This is a genomic window from Kitasatospora sp. NPDC091257, from assembly GCF_044757675.1.
Taxonomy (GTDB): domain Bacteria; phylum Actinomycetota; class Actinomycetes; order Streptomycetales; family Streptomycetaceae; genus Kitasatospora; species Kitasatospora lactacystinica.
The window spans coordinates 1-8,913 of sequence record NZ_JBIVVI010000243.1 but is presented as its reverse complement, the minus strand read 5'-3'; the positions used below and the strand labels follow the sequence as shown (position 1 = coordinate 8,913).

Annotated in this window: 8 protein-coding genes and 1 pseudogene; 2 read left to right on the top strand and 7 right to left on the bottom strand. The window is 70.1% G+C overall.

The annotated features are described in order from the left end of the window. The 6 genes and pseudogenes from ACIQOV_RS14170 to ACIQOV_RS14145 form a co-directional block, all read right to left on the bottom strand. Positions 1-494: pseudogene (locus ACIQOV_RS14170) on the bottom strand (hypothetical protein); the annotation flags it as partial. A gap of 91 nt (positions 495-585) precedes the next feature. After that, positions 586-4,389: an ATP-binding protein gene (locus tag ACIQOV_RS14165; protein WP_401048461.1), complete on the bottom strand. Its 3,804-nt coding sequence runs from the start codon at positions 4,387-4,389 to the stop codon at positions 586-588. 49 nt (positions 4,390-4,438) lie between these two features. Next, positions 4,439-4,849, bottom strand: coding sequence for a cupredoxin domain-containing protein (locus tag ACIQOV_RS14160; RefSeq protein ID WP_401048459.1), 411 nt, complete (start codon positions 4,847-4,849; stop codon positions 4,439-4,441). Beyond that, positions 4,849-5,313 carry a hypothetical protein gene (locus tag ACIQOV_RS14155; protein WP_401048458.1) on the bottom strand — a complete coding sequence of 155 codons (465 nt, stop codon included), beginning with the start codon at positions 5,311-5,313 and terminating at the stop codon, positions 4,849-4,851. Before ACIQOV_RS14155 ends, ACIQOV_RS14160 begins: the two co-directional genes overlap by 1 nt. 375 nt (positions 5,314-5,688) lie before the next feature. Continuing rightward, a complete protein-coding gene (locus tag ACIQOV_RS14150; protein ID WP_401048456.1) occupies positions 5,689-5,886 on the bottom strand; it encodes a DUF397 domain-containing protein in 198 nt (65 codons plus the stop codon). A 13-nt stretch (positions 5,887-5,899) separates the two neighbouring features. After that, positions 5,900-6,583: a DUF5753 domain-containing protein gene (locus tag ACIQOV_RS14145; protein WP_401048455.1), complete on the bottom strand. Its 684-nt coding sequence runs from the start codon at positions 6,581-6,583 to the stop codon at positions 5,900-5,902. Between the two features lie 286 nt (positions 6,584-6,869). Here ACIQOV_RS14145 and ACIQOV_RS14140 point away from each other — a divergent pair, with 286 nt between their 5' ends. Continuing rightward, the gene (locus tag ACIQOV_RS14140) at positions 6,870-7,283 is read left to right on the top strand and encodes a peptidase inhibitor family I36 protein (RefSeq protein ID WP_401048453.1); all 414 of its coding nucleotides are present in this window, start codon (positions 6,870-6,872) and stop codon (positions 7,281-7,283) included. 76 nt (positions 7,284-7,359) lie between these two features. On the opposite strand, the gene ACIQOV_RS14135 is transcribed toward ACIQOV_RS14140, so the two are convergent. After that, on the bottom strand, positions 7,360-8,247 hold the full coding sequence (locus ACIQOV_RS14135; protein WP_401048452.1) for an alpha/beta fold hydrolase: 888 nt from the start codon (positions 8,245-8,247) through the stop codon (positions 7,360-7,362). A 56-nt stretch (positions 8,248-8,303) separates the two neighbouring features. Between ACIQOV_RS14135 and ACIQOV_RS14130 the strand changes: the two genes are divergently transcribed. After that, entirely contained in the window at positions 8,304-8,912 is a 609-nt protein-coding gene (locus tag ACIQOV_RS14130; protein WP_401048450.1) for a TetR/AcrR family transcriptional regulator, read from the top strand. Position 8,913 lies beyond the last annotated feature (1 nt).

The window sequence follows — 8,913 nt, the reverse complement described above, 5'->3', positions numbered from 1 at the left end:
GCCTCCGCACCCCTCGCCCGGGCCGCCCCCAGCAGCCCCAGCCCGCCCACCAGCAGACTCACCGCGGCCACCCCGGCCGACACCCACTCGGCCTCCACCAGCGCATGCGCCAGCACCTCCAGGTCCTCCACCAGCCCCAGCACGAGGCCCAGCAGCAAGAAGATCACCGCCGCCGTCACCGCGATGATCGGCACGACCACCCCCAGCACCCCCCACCACCCCGACGCCCGCTCCCGGGGAGGCGCCGCCACCGGCAGCCGCGCCACCGCATCGGCGTCCGCCCGCAACGCCGCATACCGCTCGTACTCCGGCGCCGCCGCGGCCAGCACGAACTCCGCGTTCTCCCGCGCCGCCCGCCGCAACCGCTCCGAACCCCGAGCCTCGTCCCCGCCGGCCCGCAGCGCCGCCCGCACCTGCGGCGCGGAGAGTGCTCGCCCCAGCTCCGTCTCGAAGTCCGCCCGATCCTGCTGCGGCAGCCGAAGCGACCTGTCCATGCTCGTCCCCGATCACCGTTCGTTTTGTTCTACAGAACTGTAGAACAAGGAGGCGGATCGCAGCAGCCCTGTTCACGGGTGGATTCGGTGCTCAGGAGGGGTCGGCCATGGGGACGCGGGCGAGGGCGTCGCGGATCAGCTCGGCAGGGTCGGGGGCGTCGATGCCCCACTCGCGGTACCAGTCGGTGATCCGAGCCATCGGATGTCCCGTCTTCAGTGACAGCTTCAGCAGCCCGGCCAGGTCGACATTGCTGATCCACAGCATGTCGACCGACCAGGGCTGACCTCCGGCAAGGAGCTCAACCGCCTCATCCACCGTGACCCCGGCCGGCAGGTCGTCACAGGACGATACGATCCCGCGGGCCCTCAGGTGGCGGGCCAGATCTCCGGGCTGGCGTTGCAGCTTCCGAGCCCCCATGATCAAGCGCGCGAACGGCACCACGTGTCCCAGCAGCAGGTTGCCCCAGCTCATCGCACTGTCGGGCGAGAACAACTCCTCGTCCAGGCGGGTGAACTCGTCCGGCAGAACGATCGGGACCTCCACGCCATAGGCCCTGAAGCGGTCGAGGACTTCGCGCAGTGAGCAGTTCCTCGATCCGGGCAGCTCCAACAGCCGCCTGAAGGTCAGGTCGGCCACGTCACTCCGCCGCCCCCTGTCCATGAACAGCTCCAGATCCGCCGGACAGGCGTCCTTCGGCATGCGCGGCACCCGGAACCCGGCAGCCCCGAGCACCTCCACAGCCCGGCGCGGCGCGATCCCCAAGTCCTGTTCCGCCCAGAGCAGGTGATCCACCGGAATCCCTTCCGACCGCGTCAACCACGGGCCGGTGCCGTTGAGGTTCCGGCTCAACAGCATCAGGGTCTCATCCGAGGGGAACGGCGGCAGGCCCGTCGCATCCACCTCAAGACCGTACCTCGTCATGGCTTCGGCGACCCGTCCGACCGGAATCCCGTGCACTCGACCGGACTTGACCAGGAATCCCAGCGGGACCTCGTCTCCCGGCTCCGGCCCGCCCCAGAACGTTCCACCCCCGGAGCGCTTCCAGAGGAAGATCGGATCGGTGTCGACAGCGGTGGCGAGAGCCAGCACCTCGCGGGTGACCTGTCGGCCCGCGCCCTCCCAGACGCCCGCCGCAGCGGCCGCTGGAATTCCTCTCAGATCGGCGATGACCAGCAGGTCGTTGACGCGTGCGAACCAGTGGCCGTCCACCTCCCGGAAGTGTGAACCGCTTTCACGGGGAATGCCGAACTCGGCGGCCCTGGCACGAGCGGTCTCGGACGTGACACCGAGATCGCGGGACAGTTTCGTAAGCCAGCCGTCGCCGTAATGCGCCAAGGACCACGACCTCAGGTCGTGCTCGACGACCGGCGCCAGAACGGCGATGTCGGAGGGGATCGCCGGGCGCACCCTCCTCTCCCCCATCAACTCCGCGCAGATCTGGGCGAGTTCAGGTGATGAAGGTTCCATCTCGTGGGCCAGTATCCGCCAGAGCGCCACGTTGTCCGGAAGGCTCCCCGCAACGCTCTCCCTGGTCGGTCCATCGGCGTTCTCGAACCACGCAAGGACGTCACCGTCCGCGAGAAAGCAGCCGGTACGACGAGTTTCGTAGTCGACCCCGCCGAATTCCAGCGGTCGTCCCTGCCGGATGACCTCGACTGCCACCAGGTCGGCGAACTGGTAGTTCTCCCCCGTCACCCGGTGAATCCACTCCATGCTCAGCACGGCCGAGTCGCCGCTCACGAACTCGGCCACCGCAGCCTCCAACAGCCCCCCGACCGTGTCCGACAGGTCGCTGATGATGCGACGGCGGTCGACGGACAGCTTGCCCGGCGACAGTCCTCCCGTGAGGTTCACCACGGCGCCGGGCAGTCCGCGCGGCGTGATGACCCCACGCACCACCTCCGGTTCGACCACCAGACCGTCCACCAGCAGGGCCCCGCCGTGCTCGCACCACGTCACCTGCGCGCCCTCCGGGGCTTCGGCCCAGGGCGTCATCCCGCCCCAGGCACTGAAGCAGAAGCTCTCTTCTTGAGGCGCCTCCCGTGCTTTCAGGACTCCGGGCTCCCATATCGCCGTCCGGTCGCGGTGCACCGCCGAGGTGGCGAACTCCGCAACGGCCAGAAGGCGTTCCAAGACGTCGAGACACGACCACGACTCCGTCAGCTCGATGTCCTCCCGCAGGTACAGCCGTACGGTGGTGCCGGGCGCGCTGCCCTGCTCGGACCGCTTGGCGATGCGGAAGAGGTGACTCGGGCCGTAGATGGAGACCTCCAGCTGCGGGCCCAGCTGGCCGGAGGCGTCCAGGCGGCAGGTCGTCACCCGGATCTCGTCGGCGAGCATGAAGTAGCTCAGCACGCCGATGCCGAAGCGGCTGTTGGGATGCAGCTCGACGGGCGGATCCACCTTGCGCCACTCGGCGCGTTCGAGCTTGAAGTCCAACTGCTCGGCGAAGCGGGCGCCGGCGTTGGAGAAGACTCCCCGCAACTCCTCTTCGCCCATTCCCACGCCGTTGTCCTCGCACTCCAGGTAGGCGCGGCCGTCCTCGTCCACTCCCTGGCGGAACTCGATCCGGCCGTCGTAGGAAAGGGGGCCCAGGCGGAAGGTCCGTGACCGGTCCAGGTACTGCACGCGGGCCCGGGCGTACCGGCAGGCGTCGAGGGCGTTCTGGTAGAGCTCGCGGACGGCCAGGTCCCGGTCGCGGTAGAGCTCGACGCCCATCAGCAGGCTGCGCACCCGGCGTTCGTCCATCCGGAAGCGGGCCCAGCCGGTGAAGGCGCCGGCGGCGGGGCCGGCCTCGTCCGAGGTGAGACGGGTGGGCAGCGGGTGTTCGGTGAGGACGCGGCGGACGGCGTGGAGGAGTTCGTCGGCGCGGGCCGTGTACTCGCGGAGCCCCTCGACCACCGCCTCGTGGTGGCACTCCGCGCGCAGGACGGGAAGGTCGTAGGAGCCGCCCCAGACTGCCAGTTCGAGTGTCCGGCGCAGGTCGGCGAGGTCGACCTCGTCCGGGATGCCGAGGTGCTCCGCCACGATCTCGGGCAGGGCGGTCATCTCGATGGCGGTCCCGTACGCCAGCGCGAGAAGCAACGCCACCCTCGGCTCCCGGACGTGCTGTTCGCCCGGGGCCCGCAGGTGGTCGTCAGCGCTGAGCCCGGCGAGGTAGTCGCGGTTGCCGACGTCGGGGCCCCGGCGCAGGCCGTGCAGCAGTGCGCAGACACGCTTGGTCGCGAAGGTCTCGCCGAGGTCGGCGAGCATCGGGAGTCGGTCCAGGATCTCGCCGACGCCCTCGGGGTCGGCGAGGTCCTCGTGCTGGTCGAGCCAGCGGTGGAAGAGCCACCAGCCGAGCGGCACGGCGGAGGCGGGGCGGGTCCGGGTGCGGCCGACGAGCAGGTCGTAGGACTCGATGAACTGCTCGTAGGCCGATCGGTCGGCGTCGGGCTCAGATGACGGCGCCAGGTCGGTCGGCCCGACAGCGGCCCGCGCCGCCGCCAGGTTCAACGACCGGACCCGGTAGAGGAACGGGAGCACGGCCAGCAGTGCCGCCTCGGCCGGGTAGAGCTTCAGCGGCTCCTCGCCGAGCAGCCAGCCGACCCGTTTGGCGAAGCGCTCCGCGATGCCCGGGTCCTGCCAGGGGTCGTCCGTCGTGTCGACCGAGTCGCGAAGCCGGGCCAGCTCTCCGACGGCCTCCAGTACGACGCGCTGGTAGGGCTCGGTGTCCTGGTCCTCCCGTACGTGCCGCCAGGTGGGCGATTTCGCGACGAGATCCACCCACGTGTCGGCCCGGACGGACGCTGCCGGGGGTCGGCTCCCGTCCAGGAAGAGGTTCTCGATGTTCCCGGCCTGCACGACCGTCCCGTGCACCGGGCCGTTCGCCGTGTTCGCCGTGTGGTCCGCCATCCCTCGTACCCTCCCCGTGTGCAGGGGACGAGCGTAGGGCAGTCGCCCCTCACGCCACGGTCAGAATCCCGCGCATGAAGTGGTGGAAGGTGCAGAGGTACGCGTAGGCGCCCGGTTGGCTCGGGGCGGTCAGGGTGGCGCCGGCGCCCGGGGCGAGGGGGCCGGTGTCGAAGGTGCCGTCCTGGGCGGTGAGGGTGTGGGCGGTGGTGCCGGTGTTGGTCACGGTCACCACCGCGCCCGGGCCGACGGTGAAATTGTCGGGTTCGAAGGAGAAGTCGCGGATCGTCACCGTTCCCGCGAAGGGGGTGGGCGACGGGGCCGGAGAGGACGGCGCGGACGGCGCCACGACGGGGCTGGTGGTCTCCTCCGGGCCCGGTACGACGAACGAGCTGATGCAGCCGGTCAGCAGGGGACCGGCTGCGAGCAGCAGCAGGGCGGCGGCCCGGACGGGCGACCGCATCAGGCGGTGGTGGCCAGCTTGACCCGCTTGGCGTCGGCGGCGGCCGTCGGGCTGGCGCCGATGTTGGAGACGGTGGCGGTGAGGACGGCGTCGACGTCCGGGAGCCAGTTGGTGGTCTTGGACTGGACGACGATCAGCCGTGTCTGCGGCGTCCCGTCGCAGATCACGTCCGTCTCCGCGGTCCGGCTGGAGCCGAAGGCGATCGACGAGGTGTCCTCCGGGTCCTTCTGCTCCGCCGTGACGGTGAGCGAGCGGGCCTCGTCGGCGACGGTGCAGAGGTAGTCGACCTCCACCCGGATCCGGCCGGGGAGCCTGGCGTCGATCCTGGCGTCGCCGAGGGTGACGCTGGTGACGGGGGTTTCGGAGGTCAGGGTCGGATCGTCGGCCAGGGCGGGTGGTACGGCGGCGCCGGTGAGGCCGGTGAGCGCCGAGGTGAGTACCGTCAGGATGATCCACCGCTGCACTGCAACCTCCCGGTCCGAGAACGTGTTGCGGCCGACGCTAACCGCCCGGCGGCTCGCCCGCTCGCCGGACCGTCCCGAACGTCATACCAACAGCCCATCGCCCGGCGCCCCACCCCGTCACCGCCGCCGTCACCGCCGCCTCCGGAGCCAGACCGCCCAGGTCAGCGTCGAGCAGCCCGCGTACGCCACCAGGAACCCCGTGTACGCCCCGATCGCGCCCGCGAGCTCGATCAGTGCCGCCGACCTGCGCCGGGATCCTCCCGATGGTTCGCGTGAGAAGTCGACCTGGTCGACTTCTCACGCGAACCGGGAAATGACGTCGGCCCGTGCCCCAGGACACCTGGGGCACGGGCCAAAAGGTGCACTCCGCACAGGTCACGTCGTCAGGTGGTCGAACTCCCCAGCCTTGACGCCGAGCAAGAGCGCGCCGAGCGCGCCGGGCGAAGTGGTGAGGACGGTGTCGGGGTCATCGCTCTCACGAATCCTGACGGTGACGTCGGCGACTGCTGAGACGTCGATGCAGTTAGCAGTGTCACCGCTGAACGAGGACTTCTGCCAGCTCTGAACGGCCATGATTCTTCCCGTCTCACATGCTCTGGGCGGTACGGCGGATCAGGTCGCGGGACGCGTCGGGTTTGAGCGCACTCGCCTCCAGCCGATCCCATACGGCTCGATACTTGATCAGCTGCGGCTCAGTGTCAATGAACTCGAATCGGTCCCCATCGACCTGGACGCGGTCCAACCGCGCGACCTCTGCGGCGAAGTACACGATCCCGGCCCCGGAGCTGGGATAGCTACCGGTGCCGAACGGGATGACGCGCAGGTCGATGTGCGGGTATTCACTCATGGTCATCAGGTATTCGAGCTGATCACGGGCAACCTCCGGGCCACCAAAGCCCATACGCAAGGCAGTCTCATGGACGACGGCCGACAGCGGAATCGGATGCTCGCCGAAGAGCACCGCCTGTCGCTTGATGCGATGAGATACCAGGTGTTCCACTTCGGGCGGGGACAACGGCGGGACTACGTCCCGAAATAGGGCGCGAGCATGCTCAGGGGTCTGGAGAAGACCAGGGATGTGAACCACTGAAACGATCCGCATCGTCTGCGTGTGATGTTCGAGTTCGGCCAGGTCGAGTGCTCCGGCCGGGAGGATCTCGCGGTACTCCCAGGTGTACGGCGAGGACGCTGACGGGTGGGTCGCGGCCTGGGGGCTCGCCGACTCGGGCGGCCGGACCCACGTCATCGGCGTCGACGGGCGAACGCGCATGACCCTCGCGTCTCCCGGGCGGGCCGTGCGTCACTTCTCCAGGCGGCCGGATGTCACCGCCAGGCCGATCCGGCTCGCGCGGCCGGAGGCAGCCGCGGCGAGCCGGGCCGAAGCAGCCTGAGCCCGAGCCGGCGCCCTCCAGATCTGTTCACAAGCGGAACCGCGCGCAACCGTAGCGCGAACGGGGCACCCGTGCCAGCCTGTTCGAGGCCTCGGGGGGCAGTGGTCCGCACGGGACTCGGCCCGCCCGGCCTTCCTGCACTGTCGACTGGGACGGGAGTACGGAATGCGCATCAAGATCGGACGGCGCACGGCCAGCATCGCGGCGGTGGCGGCGTTGACGGCCGGCGCGGTGGCCATGGCCACCGGGAGCGCCTACGCCGCAGGTCCGGGCGGGGTGGAGGCTTGCCCCAACGGCAGCGTCTGCCTGTACTACAACTCACCGGGGAACGGCTGGGGATCGTTCGACAACTTCTCGCCGAACCAGAACCTCGACCTGCACAACTACACGTTCGCCCGCTACGCGAACGGCTCCGGCTACGGGGTGACGATGTACAACAACGCCGCCTCGATCGTGAACAACACCGGCCACACGGTGTGGGTCAGCAAGATCAGCGACGGCCTCTGGGTGCCCTTCGACAACGGGTACGCGGGATCGCTCAACGCCGCGGCGAACAACGACGCCCGCCTGTTCTCCTGACGCACCGCAAGCAACCTCGAAGGGCCCTCCACCGCGCGCGGGGGCCCTTCGGGCCTTCCTGGGCTACCACCCGTCGCTACCGCCCGACGGCGCCGATGAAGCCCAGCAGCCGTTCGTTGACCGCTTCCGGCTGTTCCAGGTTGAGCCCGTGCCCGGCGCGGTCCAGGATCTCCGCCCGCACGCCCGGGATCAGCCGGGTGACGCGCTCCACCACCTGGCGCGGTCGCAGCAGCGCGCTGCGCCTGCCCACCAGGACGAACACCGGCAGCTCGATCGACGCCAACTCCTCGTCCGTGAAGGGCCGGGCCGGCGGACGGGAGGACGGCTTGTAGCTCCGCATGGCGAGCATCAGCGGGGCGATCATCTCGCGTGGCGCGCTCAGCGCCGGGTTGGCGAGCAGCCGGCCGACCGCCGGGCGCAGCGGGCGCGGGGCGAGCATCCCGAACAGGCCGCCGATCATGTGGGCGTAGAACCGCGCGGGCACCTTCTCGATCCCGCCGGGGTCGAGCGGCGTGATCGAGGCCAGCCGTTCGGGCGCGTGGACGGCCTGGTTGAGCGCCAGCCAGCCGCCGTAGGAGACGCCGACCAGGTGGACCCGTTCCAGCCCGAGGCCGGCGAGCACCTCGCCCAGCCAGGCCGCGTTCTCCTGCGAGCCGGCCGCGACGACGCGCTGCACGCTGCGACTTGGGTCGTCCAGGGTGTCGATCGCGTAGACGGGGTGGTGCTCGCCCAGCGCCGCGATCTGCGGGTACCAGTTGGACGGGTGCCCGGCGTGGCCGTGCAGCAGCACGATCGGTTCGCCGGTCGTGGCGCCGTAGCGGTGGACGTGGACGCTCCCGTACGCGGTCTCGACGTCGAGCTCCTGGCGCGGACCGGGCCACAGCTCCATCGCCCGGTCGTACGCCGCAAGGAACTTCGCCCGGGCCGCCTCGCTGACGAAGTGTCCGACGCTGGTCCTGGTCATGATCCCTCCCTGTTTGATGGTATGGTTGTACCACAAAAATATCCGAAAGGAACCCGATGCCGAAGCTGGTGGATCACGAGGAACGGCGGGCCCACATCATCGACGCGCTGCTCCGCTCAGCGGCGAGCAGCGGCCTGCACTCCGTCACCATGCGCTCGGTGGCCGTCGAGGCGGGCGTGTCGGTTCGGCTCGTGCAGTACTACTTCGACACGAAGGAGCAGCTGCTGCTCGCCGCCATGACCCGCCTCGCCGCCCGCATGGGCGAACGGGTCCAGCGGCGCGTACGCGAGAGCGGCGCCGCGGGCGACCCGCGCGGCATCATCGAGGCGGTGCTCCTGGAGGCCGTCCCCACCGACGAGGAGAGCCGCGCCTTCCACCTCATCTACACCGAGTACGCGGTGCTCTCCGTCACCGACCCGGCGCTCGGCGGACAGCCGTTCCTGGCGGCCCCGAACGAGATGGAGGCCTTCCTGGCGGCCCAACTGACGGCAGCCCAGCAGGCCGGAGCAGCCGATCCACACCTGGACGCGCGCCAGGAGGCCGTCGTCCTGCTGGCCACCTCCGCCGGCCTGGGCCTCAGCGTGCTGCTCAAGCAGCGGACGGCGGCCGAGGCGACCGCCGTCCTGCACTACCACCTGGGCCGGATCCTCCCCGGCCGCAGGTAGG